Source organism: Halomonas sp. BM-2019, from assembly GCF_017584085.1.
In genome coordinates, this window is sequence record NZ_CP071922.1 from 3376238 (window position 1) to 3388361 (window position 12124).

The following is a 12124-nucleotide window of genomic DNA, read 5'->3' on the forward strand; positions in this document are numbered from 1 at the left end:
CCCAGCGCGGCAGCGTCTGTCTCTATCAGGGCGAGGAACTGGGCCTCACCGAAGCCGAGCTCGCCTTCGAGCAGCTGGTGGACCCGGCCGGCATCACCTTCTGGCCCAGCTACAAGGGCCGCGACGGCTGCCGCACCCCCATGCCCTGGGTCGCCGAGGCGCCCCACGGCGGCTTCTCCGGCGCGATGCCCTGGCTGCCGGTGCCGGAAGAGCACCTCCCCCTGGCGGTGGATCGGCAGGAGCGCGACTCCGACTCCCTGCTCAACGCCTATCGCGCCTTCCTCGCCTTCCGCCGCACCCAGCCGGCGCTGATCAAGGGCGATATCCACTATCAGCCGCTTGCAGACGACGTCATCCGCTTCGAGCGCCGCCATGGCGACGAGCGCCTGCTGGTGGCACTGAACTTCGCCGACGAACCCCGCCGGTTAGCCGCCCCCACCGGCGCCGAGGGGCTTACCGAGGCCCCTGACTGGATCAACGGCCGCTGGTCGGAAGGCCGCCTCGAGCTGCCTGCGTTCGGCATCGCCATCGCCCGCTGCCCCAGTGACACACGCCATCAATAACCACAATCAGAGGACACCTCCCATGCCTTCCTTCACTCGCACTCCCATCGCTCGCCAGGTGCTGCTCGGCTCCCTGCTGGTAGCAGGCGGCCTGTCCCTTGCCGCCACCCAGGCGCAGGCGGCCAGGATCACCATCGCCTGCGGCGACGGTGGCGCCTCCGACTTCTGCCCGGTGCTGGCCCAGCAGTGGGCCGAGGAGACCGGCCACGAGGTGGCGGTGGTCACCACCCCCCAGTCGGCCACCGAGAAGCTCTCCCTCTACCAGCAGCTGCTCGGCAGCCGATCCGGCGACATCGACGTGCTGATGATCGACACCGTCTGGCCCGGCCTGCTAGGCCCCCATCTGGTGGACCTCGCCGACTACCTGCCCGAGGACGCCACCGAGGGCTTCTTCCCGGCGATGGTCGACAACAACACCGTGGATGACCGCCTGCTGGCCCTGCCCTGGTTCACCGACGCCGGCCTGCTCTACTACCGCACGGACCTGCTCGAAAAGTACGGCCACGAGGTGCCCGAGACCTGGGAGCAGCTCACCGAGATCGCCCGCGAGATCCAGAACGCCGAGCGCGAGGCGGGCAACGAGCGCATGCACGGCTTCGTCTTCCAGGGCCGCGCCTACGAGGGCCTGACCACCAACGCCCTTGAGTGGATCGCCAGCTACGGCGGCGGCACCATCGTCGACGACGAGGGCAACGTCACCGTCAATAACCCCCTGGCCGCCGAGGCGCTGACCCTGGCCGCCACCTGGGTCGGCGACATCTCGCCGCGGGGCGTGCGCAACTACATGGAGGAAGAGGCCCGCGGGGTCTTCCAGTCGGGCAACGCGGTGTTCATGCGCAACTGGCCCTACGTCTGGGCCCTGGGCCAGGCCGACGGCACCGCCATCCAGGGCAAGTTCGGCGCCGCCCCGCTGCCCCACGGCCCGGAAGGCGAGTCGGTGGCTACGCTCGGCGGCTGGAGCTACGCGGTGTCGCGCTACTCCGAACACCCCGCGGAAGCCGCCGACCTGGTGGCCTACCTGACCGGCGAGGCCCAGCAGAAGGCCCACGCCATCCAGTTCGGCATGAACCCCACCCGCGAGGCGCTCTACCAGGACGAGGAGGTGCTCGAGGCCCAGCCCTTCATCGGCGAGCTCTACGACACCCTGGTGGGCGGCGTGCCGCGCCCGGCCAGCGTCACCGGCGAGAACTACCCGCGGGTCTCCAACGCCTTCTTCAACCGCGTGCACGAGGTGCTCTCCGGCGACCTCACCGCCGAGCAGGGGCTGGAGCAACTGGAGCGCGAGCTCAGCCGCATGAGCCGGCGCGGCTGGTAAGCGCGCTCAACGACGGGAGGCCCCCCTCCCGTTACCGGTTGGGGAAAGGGCCCGCCTGAGGCCCTTTCCCCTGCTGCCGTCGCCAAAGGGTGATTTGCAGGGGGCGTCTTGCATGCTAGGCTGCTAACTAAATCGTTACAGCCCTCGAACGGAATGGAGAGGCCTTCCCCGTGTCCCCCCCACGTCGCATCACCCTGAAGGATCTGGCCCGGGAGCTTGGCGTTTCCACGGCGACCGTCTCCAACGCCTTCAATCGTCCCGACCAGCTGTCGCCGGCGCTGCGCGAGCGCATCCTCGGCGAGGCCAAGCGCCTGGGGTACCGCGGCCCCGACGCCAAGGCGCGCAGCCTGCGGACCGGACGCTCGCGTATCATCGCGGTGATGCTCGCCGAGAGCCTCACCTACAGCCTGAACGACCCCGTGGCCAGCGAGTTCCTCTCCGGCGTCGCCGAGGTCCTCGACGCCCGCGGCCATACCCTGCTGCTGCTCTCCTCGCGCCAGTCCCCGGCCCAGATGCCGGGCTCGGCCAGCATGGCCGACGGCTTCATCGTCTACGGCCTGATGCCGAGCCTGGCAGCACTCGAGAGCCTGCCGCCCCAGGCGCCGCTGGTGACCGTCGACTTCGATATCGAGGGTCGTCCCAGCGTGCATGTGGCGGACGAATCGGCGAGCTACGCCATCGCCCGCCATGCCCTCCAGGCAAGACCGCAGCGACCGGCGATCATCACCCTGCGACTCACCGCCGAGCCTTGTAACGGTCGTGTCACCGAGTCCCATACCCTGCTGCCGGTGGAGCACACCATCTCCCGCGCGCGCCTCGCCGGCTTCCATCGAGCCCTCGACGAGTGGGGCTTCACCCCCGGGGACGTGCCCGTGTGGAATATCGAGGAGAACACTCATGAGGTGTGCATGCCGGTGCTCGAGGCGATCCTCGACCTGCCCGACGACGAGCGCCCCGACCTGCTGCTCTGCGCGGCGGATCGCATCGCCCTGACCGCCGTGACCCTGGCCGAGCAGCGCGGCCTGCGCGTTCCCGAGGACCTGCGCCTCACCGGCTTCGACGGCATCGCCGAGGGCCAGTACCGCTCGCCACGCCTGACCACGGTGCGCCAGGACAGCGTCGAGAAGGGCCGGCTGGCCGCGCGCATGATCCTCGGCCTGACCCCCGCCGCCGACAGCCGGCTGGCCACCGAACTGATCATCGGCGAGAGCTGTCCCTAGCCAACCGACACCGCGCGTAACGAGACCGGCCGAGTCATTGCGACTCGGCCGGTCTCGTCTTTCCCCACGGGAGGCCTAAGGGGCCTGGCGGTCGGCGCGCAACACCAGGATGCCGTCCACCGGCACGCTGACAGCGGCCCGGCCCTCATCGTCGACGCTCACCCGGGTCGCACAGTCGTCCAGCAGGTGGCAGTACTCCCCCGCCGGCAGGCCGGTGGCGAGCTCGGCCTGCCAGGCCGCCTCACCGCGGTTCAGGGCCACGAAGCCGTGCTCGCCCCGGGCGAAGGCGATCCGCGATGCGCCTGCTTCCTGCCAGTGGCTGACCGGGGCCTCGCCCATGGCCTGGCGGAAGGCCACCATCTCGGTGACCAGCGGCCAGCGATGCTCGCAGACCCAGCCGTGGTCGTCGTAGGCACCCTCGGCCAGGCAACCGAGGCCCGCCTCGCCATGCACCGGCAGGGTCCGCCAGCCCTCCTCGGCCACCGAGGGCGGCCCCTGGTCGCCGTTCTCGAAGGTGAAGCTCGACATCAGCGAGGGTGTGCCGTAGGGCCAGGCCAGCATGAAGGTGAGCCCCAGGGCGTAGTGGTCGTCGCGGTGCATCAGCACCCCGCCGCCCACATGGCCACGCTGGTTGTCGTGGTTGTCGACGAACACCACCGCCCGTTCGTCGGGTAGCCAGTCGCCTTCGCGCCCGATGGCGGCCAGGCTCGCCAGGTCGCCGGCCTCGATGGCGGTGGCCAGTCGGTGGGGATAGCCGAACTCGGTCACCGCAGCATTGCCCAGGTATTCCACTGCCTTGATCGGCTCGTGGCCCGGGTCGATCACCTCCTGGAAGACGTAGGGTTCGCCCTCGAGACGCGCGAGGATGGCACCGACGTCCTCGGCCGGCATCGATGCGCAGGCCCGCCACCCCCAGGTCGAGTAGTTCCTGCAGGTAGTCGGCGATCCGCGCCTGCACGCTCTCGGTGCCGGTGGCCAGGTCGGCCAGGCTCAGCAGGTGGCAGTACTGGACCTCGTAGCGATCCTGGTAGTCGCGGATATGGTCGTCCTCGTAGCGGCCGCAGTGGTTGAAGTCCTCGTCGCGGGTGTAGAGGTCGCCGTAGCGGAAGGGGCTATAGTGGGTACCGGCGATGCCCACCCCCTCGCCGATGCCGGCCATATGGTTGATCACCGCATCGACCAGGATGCCCACGCCCGCGGACCGGCAGCGCTCGACCATGTCGATGAACGCCTCGCGGTCGCCGCTGCGCGAGGTCAGCGCGTAGCTCACCGGCTGGTAGCGGGCCCACCAGGCGCCGTCGACGCCCTCCAGGGCGATGTGCTCGTTGGGCGGCGAGACCTGGACGGCGTCGATGCCGGCCGGCCCCAGGTGAGTCTCACACTCCGTGGCGATGTCGTCCCAGCGCCACTCGAAGAGATGAACGATCACCGGTGACTCGCTGCCCAGCCGGGTCGGCTCCCCCAGGGGGGAGGCCAGGGCGGGGGACGCGAGACCGGCGGCCAGCAGGCTCAGGCCGGCCAGGGCGGAATAGCGCATCGGGCTATCACTCCTTTTATGCTTGTTGGGCCTTCGATACTAGGGGCCAATCGTCCCCGCCACCTCCTCCTTCTCCCACCACCTGACCGCCACGACTACGCCCCACCCATACGCCACCCCTACGCCCCCCGGGGAGGAGGCCACCGCCGCGACGATTGGCGAGGCTAGGCGAGGTCACCCGCTCCGTGCCGGTCCTGCCACACCGGAGCGGACAACAACAACCGGAGGACGTCACCATGACCCCGACACGCCGCCATCTGCTGCCGCTCGCCGCCGCCACCCTGGGCGCCAGCCTGTCCCTGCCCGCCCTGGCCTTCGAGGAGGACCGCCTGACCATCTGGATGGGCGACAACAAGGGCCCCGCGGGCATCCGCGAAGTCGCCAGCCGCTTCACCGCCGATACCGGCATCGCCATCGAGATCGTCCATCCCGACAACCTCACCGACCGCTTCCAGCAGGCCGCCGGCAGCGGCCAGGGGCCAGACATCGTGATCTGGGCCCACGACCGCCTGGGCGAGTGGGCCCAGAGCGGGCTGCTGACGCCCCTCTCGCCCAGCGACGGCTTCCGTGAGCGCTTCTTCGATTTCACCTGGGACGCCGTGCTGTGGAACGGCGACACCTACGGCTACCCGATCTCGGTGGAGTCGCTGGGGCTGATCTACAACAAGGCGCTGGTCGAGGAGGCGCCGGAGAGCTTCGCCGAGCTGATGGCGCTGGACGCCGAGCTGGCCGAGCAGGGCAAGAAGGCAATCCTCTTCGACTATGCCGAGCCCTACTACGGCTGGACCCTGCTCGCCGCCAACGGCGGCTACCCCTTCCGCCAGACCGAGACGGGCTTCGACGTCGGCGACATCGGGGTCAACAACGCGGGGGCCCTCCAGGGCGCCGAGCTGCTCGTCGAGCTGATCGACAGCGGCGTGCTGCCCCGCGGCACCGACTACAACCTGATGGACACCCGCTTCAACCGCGGCGAGGTGGCCACCATGATCAGCGGCCCCTGGGCCTGGAGCAACCTGGAGAGCAGCGGCATCGACTTCGGCGTGGCCCTGCTGCCCAAGGTGGGCGAGGAGCGCGCCAAGCCGATGTTCGGGGTGATGACGGCGATGATCAGCACCGCCTCGCCCAACGACTTCCTGGCCATGGAGTTCCTCGAGAACTACCTGCTCGAGGAGGAGGGCCTGCGCACCTTCAATTCCGACGGCTCGCTGGGCGCCGTGGCCCACCAGGCCTACCAGGCTGCGCTGGAGAGCGACGCGCGTATCGCCGCCACCCTGGCCAATGCCGAGATCGGCATGCCGATGCCCAACATCCCCGAGATGGGCGCCTTCTGGGCCGCCATGGAGCCGGCGCTGCAGAACATCGGCAGCGGCCGCCAGGCACCCCAGGAGGCCCTGGACGCCGCGGCCCGCCGCATGCGCCAGTAAGCCCCCTTCACGCCACGCCTCGCCGGCGGCTCGCCCGCCGGCACCCCGCAGGCTCGTTTCACAGGTCATGCTCATGTACACCACCAACGCCTCCCGCGGTCTGCCCCGGCACCGCTCGCGCCATCCCACCGAACGCTACGCCCGCTGGGCCGGCCGCACCCTGATCGCCGCCCTGGTCATCGCCCTGATGTGGCTGGTGCTGGCCTTTCATCTCAACGGCCAGTGGATGTTCGCCCTGCTGTTCCTGGTGCTCGGCAGCGCCTTCGCGGTGGTCTTCACCCGGCGCAGCCTGATGAGCCACCGCTACATCTTCCCGGCGGTGGCGGGCCTCGGGGTCTTCGTGATCTTCCCGCTGCTCTACACCATCGGCATCAGCTTCAGCAACTACAGCTCCAGCAACCTGCTCAGCGAGGACCGGGTGCGCGGCCAGCTGCTGAGCCGCACCTACCAGGAGGAAGGCGCCTCCTTCGCCTTCAGCCTCTACCGCGAGGGCGACCGGGTGCGCCTCTATCTGGAGAGTGACGGGGAGGTCTCGCTCGCGGGCGAAGCCGATGCCGAACTCGAGGCCGCCCTGGAGGAGGCCGATCGCTTCGTCTCCGGCCCCGTGACCCTCGAGGGGGACGAGCGCCGCCATCTGGAGATCCAGCCGACCGCGGTCGCCCCCGCCGGCGAGCCCCTGGCGATGCGTGAGGTGATCGCGGCGCGCGGCGCCCTGCAGGGGCTGACCCTGACCACCCCGGAGGGGCTCGAGCTGCGCATGGCGGGCCTTCGCCACTTCGCCCCCATCCTCGACCGCTATGAGGCCCGCGAGGATGGCAGCCTCTTCGATCGCCGCGACGGCCGGGTGCTGACGCCGGATCAGGAGATCGGCTTCTTCGTCGCCGACGACGGCGAGCGCATCACGCCGGGCTGGCCCGTGGCCGTGGGCCTGGACAACTACACCCAGATCGTCGCCGACCCCGATATCCGCGGGCCCTTCGTGCAGATCTTCGTCTGGACCTTCGCCTTCGCCGGGCTCACCGTGGTGTTCACCCTGGCGGTGGGGTTCGTCCTCGCCTCGCTGCTGCAGTGGGACCAACTGCGCGGCAAGGCGCTCTACCGGACGCTGTTGATCCTGCCCTACGCGGTGCCGGCCTTCATCTCGATCCTGATCTTCAAGGGCATGTTCAATCAGCACTTCGGCGAGGTGAACATGATCCTCGAGACGCTGTTTGGTATCCGCCCGGAGTGGTTCACCGATCCGTGGCTGGCCCGCACCATGCTGCTGATCGTCAACACCTGGCTCGGCTACCCCTATATGCTGCTGCTGTGCATGGGCCTGATCCAGTCGATTCCCAAGGACCTCTACGAGGCCTCGGCGGTGGACGGCGGTGGTCCCATTACCAACCTGATGCGGATCACCCTGCCGCTGATCCTCAAGCCGCTCACGCCGCTGCTGATCGCCGCCTTCGCCTTCAACTTCAACAATTTCGTGCTGATCGCCCTGCTCACCGGCGGTAACCCGGACATCCTCGGTGCCAGCACCCCGGCGGGCACCACCGACCTGCTGGTCAGCTATACCTACCGCATCGCCTTCCAGGACGCGGGCCAGAACTTCGGCCTGGCGGCGGCCATCGCCACCCTGATCTTCCTGCTGGTGGCGGGCATGTCCTGGCTCAACCTGCGGCTTTCCAAGGTCAAGGTCTAAGGAGATTCCTCATGGCAATGGTTCAACCCCGTTCGATTCGCGCCCGCCGGCTGGGCGCGCATCTCACACTACTCTGCTTCGTCTCGCTGATCGTCTTCCCGCTGCTGCTGGTGATCTCGATCTCCTTCCGCGAGGGCAACTTCGCCACCGGCAGCCTGATCCCCGAGCGCTTCTCACTGGAGCACTGGGCGCTGGCCTTCGGCATCCCCTGGGAGCGCGCCGACGGCAGCGTCATCCAGCCCCCCTTCCCGGTGCTGCTGTGGCTGTGGAACTCGGTGAAGGTAGCGGTGGTGTCGTCCTTCCTGATCGTGCTGCTCTCCACCACCAGCGCCTACGCCTTCGCGCGCATGCGTTTCAATGGCAAGGAGCCGATCCTCAAGGGCATGCTGATCTTCCAGATGTTCCCGGCGGTGCTCTCGCTGGTGGCGCTCTATGCGCTGTTCGACCGCCTCGGCCAGCTGGTGCCGGTGCTCGGCATCAACACCCATGGCTCGCTGATCGTCGCCTCGCTCGGCGCCGTGGCCCTGCACATCTGGACCATCAAGGGCTACTTCGAGTCCATCGACGGCTCCCTGGAGGAGGCCGCCATGGTCGACGGCGCCAGCACCTGGCAGGCCTTCCGCTACATCCTGCTGCCGCTGTCGGTGCCGATCCTGATGGTGGTGTTCATCCTCGCCTTCGTGATGAGCATCATGGAGTACCCCATGGCCTCGGTGCTGCTGGTCGACGAGCACAAGCTGACCTTGGCGGTGGGCGCCCAGCAGTACCTGGCCGACCACAACCAGCGCTGGGGCAACTTCGCCGCCGCGGCGGTGCTCTCCGGCCTGCCCATCACCCTGATGTTCCTGCTCTGCCAGCGCTGGATCATCGGCGGGCTCACCGCCGGCGGCGTGAAAGGCTAGGCTCTCCTCGTTTCCTCGTCCTGAGCGAAGCGCTGCTCGCCCCCGGCCACCTGGCCGGGGTTTCTTTTGCTGCCCCGAACGACGGCGCCCCGGGCTCGGGGGAGCGCCGGGGCGCCGGGGCGCCGTCAGGGGTGGCCGAGGCAGCGGCTCAGCGCAGCAGCAGTACCGGCACCGCCGCCATGCGCAGCATCCCCGTGGTGGTGCTACCCACCAGCAGGTGGCGGATCCGCGAGTGGCCGTAGGCGCCCATCACCAGCAGGTCGATGCCGTGCTCCTCCTGGTAGGCGCGCAGGGTCGACTCCACCTCGCCGGCACGGATGGCACCCTCGGCGGCGTGGCCGGCGTCGCGCAGCGTGGCCAGCGCCCAGTCGAGCTGGGAGCGGTTGTCGCCGGTCTCGGCCCCGATGATCACCACGTGCACCGGAATCCCCGCGAACAGCGGGCTTCTGGCCAGCATCTCCACCCCCTTGCGGGTGGTCTCGCTGCCGTCGAAGGCGAGCATCGCCTTCTCCGGACGCGTGAAACGCTGGGGCACCATCAGGATCGGCCGATGCAGGCTGCGCACCACCCGCTCCAGGTTGGAGCCCAGATGGCCGCTGTCCTGATGGGCGGTCTCGCCGCGCTTGCCGATCACCAGCAGGCGCATCTCCTGCTCAAGCTCCTCCAGGGTCTCCACCAGGGTGCCATTGCGCTGCCGAGTGGCAGGCTCGGCGATACCGCCTTCGATGGCACGCTCCCTGCCCGCCTTCAGCATCAGACGGCCCTGCTCCTGGGCCACCTTGGCGCGGCGCTCGTCGAGGTGGGCGAGCTCCTCGAGGAGGTGCTCCCGGGCGCCCAGGCCGATATGGCCGGAGAGATCCGTCTCGGCGGTCTGGGGGTGGTTGTCCACCACGTGCAGGAAGGTCAGCGGCGCGTCCAGGGTGAGGCTTGCCCAGGCGGCGTAATCGCATACCCCTTCCGAGAAGGTCGAGCCGTCGATGGCGGCCATTACCTGTTCGGTCATCGTGTTCCTGCTCCTCAGTGGCCGCCCATCAGCCTGTCGACGGCGGCGGGGGCATTGTGCACAGCATAGCGGTCGACGATGGTGGCGCTCGCCTCGTTGAGGCCCACCAGCTCCACCTCGGTGCCCTCGCGACGGAACTTGATCACCACCCGGTCCAGGGCCTGCACGGCGGTGATGTCCCAGAAGTGGGCCCGCGAGAGGTCGATGGTGACCTTCTCCACGCTCTCCTTGAAGTCGAAGGCGTTGCCGAAGCGCTCGGAGGAGGCGAAGAACACCTGCCCCACCACCCGATAGAGGCGGCGGCCCGCGTCGGCCTCCTCGGCGCCGATATAGAGGATATTGCCCACCTTGTTGGCGAAGTTCATGGCGGCGATCAGCACGCCGACGAAGACGCCGATGGCCAGGTTATGGGTCAGGACCGTGACGACGACGGTGGCCAGCATGACCATATTGGTGCTCATCGGGTACTTGCCGAGATCGCGGATCGAGGCCCAGCTGAAGGTGCCGATGGAGACCATGATCATCACCGCCACCAGGGCGGCCATGGGGATCTGCGACACCCAGTCGGAGAGGAACACCACCAGGATCAGCAGCAGCACCCCGGCCACCAGGGTGGAGAGGCGCCCGCGGCCGCCGGACTTCACGTTGATCACCGACTGGCCGATCATGGCACAGCCCGCCATGCCGCCCATCAGGCCGGCGCCGATATTGGCGAGGCCCTGGCCCTTGCACTCGCGGTTCTTGTCGCTCGAGGTGTCGGTGAGGTCGTCGACGATGGTGGCGGTCATCATCGACTCCAGCAGACCCACCACGGTGAGCATCAGCGCGTAAGGCAGGATGATCCACAGGGTCTCGAGGGTCAGCGGCACATCGGGCCACAGGAAGACCGGCAGGGAGTCGGGCAGCTCGCCCATGTCGCCCACGGTGCGGATCTCCATGCCCGAGAGCAGATAGACCGCGGTCAACACCACGATGCAGACCAGCGGCGAGGGGATCGACCTGCCGACCCTCGGCAGATAGGGAAAACCGTAGATGATGCCGAGCCCCGCCGCCGTCATGGCATACACATGCCAGGTCACACCCGTTAATTCAGGAAGTTGCGCCATAAAGATCAGGATCGCCAGGGCGTTGACGAAGCCGGTGACCACCGAGCGCGAGACGAAGCGCATCAGCTCGGCGAGCCTGAGGTAGCCGGCGATGATCTGCAGCACCCCGGTGAGCAGGGTGGCGGCGAGCAGGTACTCGAGGCCGTGGTCGCGCACCAGGGTGACCATCAACAGCGCCATGGCGCCGGTGGCCGCCGAGATCATCCCCGGCCGGCCGCCGGCGAAGGCGATGATCACCGCGATGCAGAAGGAGGCGTAGAGGCCCACCTTGGGGTCCACGCCGGCAATGATGGAGAAGGCGATGGCCTCGGGTATCAGGGCGAGGGCCACCACGATACCGGCGAGGGTGTCGCCCTTCAGGTTGGAGAACCAGGTCTGGCGTATCGATTCGAACATGCTCTGTTCCGGTCAGGTGAGGCGTGTTGCGCCGTGGGGCGGCGCTGTCTATCAGCTCCGCTCCGACGAAACAGCCCGGAGTCGCCACTCCAGGCGGCGCTCCACCAGCCCCTTGGCCAGCAGGCTGCCCAGCACCAGGGCGCCACCGGCAAACGCCAGGGGCCTGGGCCGGCGCAGGCCGCCACGATCAGCCCCGAAAGGGTCAGCATGAGGCTCATGTCGATTCCTGCGCGGATGCGGCAGAGGGTGAAGTTGGCGGCCAGGGCCGTGGCGGCGAGCAGCGCGAAGCCGTTGCCGAGCCAGGATCCGCCTCCGGCGTCGTCCAGGGCGATCAGCGATATCCCCACCAAGCAGACGCCAATGGCCAGCCAGGTGCGCCGGGGCAGGCGTTGTTGCAGGAAGAGGCGCGAGAGCAGGCGGGGCTCAAGGCAACCTCACAGTCGCACGGAGCCCCTCAGGATGCCACGACCGAGGGGCCGTGGCACGGGATGGATCAGGAGGCGTCGTCCGGTGACCCGCCGGCGGTGCGGGCCTGGGCGGCCGACGAGGCCTTCATGTGCTTGAACGCCTCCATGATGTCCATGGGCAGCGGGAAGACGATGGTAGAGGCGTTCTTGTTGCTCATGTCGCTCATGGTCTGCAGGTAGCGCAGCTGCAGGGCCGCGGAGTTCTCGGCCATGACGTTGGCCGCCTCGACCAGCTTCTTGGAGGCCTGCAGCTCGCCCTCGGCGTGAATCACCTTGGCACGACGCTCCCGCTCGGCTTCCGCCTGGCGAGCGATGGCGCGGATCATGCTCTCGTCGAGGTCCACGTGCTTGATCTCCACGTTGGCCACCTTGATGCCCCAGCCCTCCGCCGAGCCATCGATGATCTCCTGGATGTCGTCGTTGAGCTTGTCGCGTTCGGAGAGCATCTCGTCCAGATCATGCTTGCCGAGCACCGAGCGCAGGGTGGTCTGGGCCAGCTGGCTG

General features: G+C 68.6%; 11 protein-coding genes. 7 read left to right on the plus strand and 4 right to left on the minus strand.

From position 1 onward, the window contains the following. The 3 genes from J5F18_RS16770 to J5F18_RS16780 all read left to right on the plus strand — a co-directional run. Positions 1 to 563: DUF3459 domain-containing protein (locus J5F18_RS16770; RefSeq protein ID WP_346299679.1), on the plus strand; the 563-nt coding region annotated here is incomplete at its 5' end. Between the two features lie 22 nt (positions 564 to 585). Further along, positions 586 to 1878, plus strand: a complete 1293-nt coding sequence (locus J5F18_RS16775) for an ABC transporter substrate-binding protein (RefSeq protein WP_346299680.1) — start codon at positions 586 to 588, stop codon at positions 1876 to 1878. A gap of 170 nt (positions 1879 to 2048) precedes the next feature. Continuing rightward, on the plus strand, positions 2049 to 3098 hold the full coding sequence (locus tag J5F18_RS16780) for a LacI family DNA-binding transcriptional regulator (RefSeq protein WP_346299681.1): 1050 nt from the start codon (positions 2049 to 2051) through the stop codon (positions 3096 to 3098). Positions 3099 to 3173: 75 nt separating this feature from the next. Here the strand turns inward: J5F18_RS16780 and J5F18_RS16785 are convergent, their stop codons facing one another. Then, complete coding sequence (locus J5F18_RS16785) at positions 3174 to 3989, minus strand: alpha amylase C-terminal domain-containing protein (protein ID WP_346299682.1); 816 nt, start codon at positions 3987 to 3989, stop codon at positions 3174 to 3176. Positions 3990 to 4095: 106 nt separating this feature from the next. On the opposite strand from J5F18_RS16785, the gene J5F18_RS16790 reads away from it, so the two are divergent. The 4 genes from J5F18_RS16790 (at position 4096) to malG (ending at position 8648) form a co-directional block, all read left to right on the plus strand. Beyond that, a complete protein-coding gene (locus tag J5F18_RS16790) occupies positions 4096 to 4533 on the plus strand; it encodes a hypothetical protein (protein WP_346299683.1) in 438 nt (145 codons plus the stop codon). 338 nt (positions 4534 to 4871) lie between these two features. Beyond that, on the plus strand, positions 4872 to 6059 hold the full coding sequence (gene malE / locus J5F18_RS16795) for a maltose/maltodextrin ABC transporter substrate-binding protein MalE (protein ID WP_346299684.1): 1188 nt from the start codon (positions 4872 to 4874) through the stop codon (positions 6057 to 6059). Positions 6060 to 6132: 73 nt separating this feature from the next. Then, entirely contained in the window at positions 6133 to 7746 is a 1614-nt protein-coding gene (malF, locus tag J5F18_RS16800) for a maltose ABC transporter permease MalF (RefSeq protein WP_346299685.1), read from the plus strand. Between the two features lie 11 nt (positions 7747 to 7757). Continuing rightward, positions 7758 to 8648: a maltose ABC transporter permease MalG gene (malG, locus tag J5F18_RS16805; protein WP_346299686.1), complete on the plus strand. Its 891-nt coding sequence runs from the start codon at positions 7758 to 7760 to the stop codon at positions 8646 to 8648. A gap of 148 nt (positions 8649 to 8796) precedes the next feature. On the opposite strand, the gene J5F18_RS16810 is transcribed toward malG, so the two are convergent. From J5F18_RS16810 to J5F18_RS16820, 3 genes are all read right to left on the minus strand, one after another. Further along, a complete protein-coding gene (locus J5F18_RS16810) occupies positions 8797 to 9651 on the minus strand; it encodes a universal stress protein (protein ID WP_346299687.1) in 855 nt (284 codons plus the stop codon). A 14-nt stretch (positions 9652 to 9665) separates the two neighbouring features. After that, entirely contained in the window at positions 9666 to 11153 is a 1488-nt protein-coding gene (locus J5F18_RS16815) for a SulP family inorganic anion transporter (RefSeq protein ID WP_346299688.1), read from the minus strand. A gap of 493 nt (positions 11154 to 11646) precedes the next feature. Then, a partial coding sequence (locus J5F18_RS16820; RefSeq protein ID WP_346299689.1) for an SPFH domain-containing protein occupies positions 11647 to 12124 on the minus strand: 478 nt, incomplete at its 5' end.

Bases quoted from the DNA above. Each gene is read 5' to 3' on its own strand.
- J5F18_RS16775 (WP_346299680.1), top strand. From the start codon at position 586: ATGCCTTCCTTCACTCGCACTCCCATCGCTCGCCAGGTGCTGCTCGGC.
- J5F18_RS16785 (WP_346299682.1), bottom strand. From the start codon at position 3,989: ATGCCGGCCGAGGACGTCGGTGCCATCCTCGCGCGTCTCGAGGGCGAA.
- malE (WP_346299684.1), top strand. From the start codon at position 4,872: ATGACCCCGACACGCCGCCATCTGCTGCCGCTCGCCGCCGCCACCCTG.
- malF (WP_346299685.1), top strand. From the start codon at position 6,133: ATGTACACCACCAACGCCTCCCGCGGTCTGCCCCGGCACCGCTCGCGC.
- malG (WP_346299686.1), top strand. From the start codon at position 7,758: ATGGCAATGGTTCAACCCCGTTCGATTCGCGCCCGCCGGCTGGGCGCG.
- J5F18_RS16810 (WP_346299687.1), bottom strand. From the start codon at position 9,651: ATGACCGAACAGGTAATGGCCGCCATCGACGGCTCGACCTTCTCGGAA.
- J5F18_RS16815 (WP_346299688.1), bottom strand. From the start codon at position 11,153: ATGTTCGAATCGATACGCCAGACCTGGTTCTCCAACCTGAAGGGCGAC.